General features: G+C 47.4%; 2 protein-coding genes. Both read right to left on the bottom strand.

Translation table 11 applies throughout. The features are described 5' to 3' along the window. Positions 1 to 234 precede the first annotated feature (234 nt). Positions 235 to 741 (bottom strand): AraC family transcriptional regulator, encoded by a 507-nt coding sequence (locus tag COV46_06055; GenBank protein ID PIR16983.1) that lies wholly within the window; start codon positions 739 to 741, stop codon positions 235 to 237. 64 nt (positions 742 to 805) lie between these two features. Continuing rightward, positions 806 to 1,072 carry an excinuclease ABC subunit C gene (locus COV46_06050; protein PIR16982.1) on the bottom strand — a complete coding sequence of 89 codons (267 nt, stop codon included), beginning with the start codon at positions 1,070 to 1,072 and terminating at the stop codon, positions 806 to 808. Positions 1,073 to 1,616: the final 544 nt, after the last annotated feature.

The following is a 1,616-nucleotide window of genomic DNA, read 5'->3' as shown; positions in this document are numbered from 1 at the left end:
ACTTCTTATTCGTATGCCAGTGCGAATAAGAAGTTAGAAATACTTATAGTTTTTAACAAAGGTATTACTAACCAAAGGTTAAAATACTATAGTTGCTCAAAATCAAAAAAAACCGCCTCTATTTTCCTGGCGGAAAATCGTTGTGCGCCCCATTGTCAGGACATCGAACCTGTTTATCACTCATTCAAAGTGAAAATTGAACAGTGCTAACTATCGATTTTTTTCATTCGCGCCTCACATAACGGCTATGTGAATTGCAACTTCTCCACCTGCTTTATAGAGCTCGAAGTCGGTTGTGTGTCTCCGTTTCAATTCCTGTTTGGACGAGAAATAGTTCCAGATCTCTTTCCAAATATTGATCACGATCTCCGGCATGGGACCTTTGCCTTCAAAAACAAGATAGCTCCCACCTTCGACATTCACCATAGCAAGGTATTGAGGCAAATTATCCACTCTGGAAACGCATTTCCCTGCCGTAACGGTGTATTTCCCATCACAATCCGACTCGTAGGATGAGTAAACACCGTATGTTTGAGAACTCTGAATTTGGTTTGGGATCTTGCCACTGAGATTCTCTTGAAAGAACCTTCCCCAGAGTGCTGGGATCTTAGCCGTATCCTTCTTCGACTCCGCATGATTTGTTGTGCGGACGCCGATTCCAACAACTAACATTGGATCGATATGTTTCAGTGTTGGCTTCATTTTCAACTCCTCCACTGATTTCACCAGATTTGTGAGCATCTTGGCCCCGTAAAGTCCCGTAAAACTGCTCCGCAGTCACGGGACCACGGGGCTTTCGCACAATTTATTTCCACAGATTCTCCGCAAAGTAATTGGCCAATTGTTTCCTCAAAAATTTCTTACCTGAACCACTCTTCAAAAACAGTTCTCTTGATTTGGCATCATCTTCCAGCAAATAGGCTTCGTAATAGATCTGTTTCACCGGGCGACGATCTTTAGTTGAGGCCACTTTGCCCTGTTCGTGACATTTGATGCGATTTTTGAGGTCGTTTCTGAAATCCGTGTAGAGTTTGCCATCTTTTTCACTGTGGAGGACGTAAACATAGAACATAAGTGGTCTCTGTCTGCCACGTAAAATCGCCTGCGGCGATCACGTGGCTCCCGTAAAATTCGCCTCCGTCAAATCACGGGGCCTCACCACTTACGTGGCGAAGCCCCGTGATCGGGCGAACATAGTTCGCCCGATTTTACGGGGCGCGCCCATCCTTCAGGACATCGAACCTGTATGCCAATCGTTCGCTGTGCGCGTAAGTAGCAAGACTAAAAGCAGAAATCCGAACGGATGTCAATCGTGATCTCCTTTCAATTCCCGCCAGTTCAGGCCCTTCGCCGCGCTTTATCCCCGATCTCAAGGGCTCACCCCGCAAAATTCGGCGCATCAACAGTTTCCGGCAAGCGTTCGGGAGAGCGTTTCGCGAAGGATTCGCTTTTCCCTTCCGCGAAGCCTTTCCGAAACCCTTCGGGGAACCCTTTCGGCAAGGCTTCCGTCATTTCCGGATCAGGTCATCGGTCCAGTTATCGGCAATCACGTATTCACGGGCATGACGATCACGTTCGGTTCGCTGTTCGCCGGCATCGGCGGTTTCGATCTGGGG

The organism is Deltaproteobacteria bacterium CG11_big_fil_rev_8_21_14_0_20_49_13 (genome assembly GCA_002796305.1).
Lineage (GTDB): Bacteria > UBA10199 > UBA10199.
Note: the sequence above shows the minus strand (reverse complement) of the source record. Positions and strands in the feature narration are given on the sequence as shown.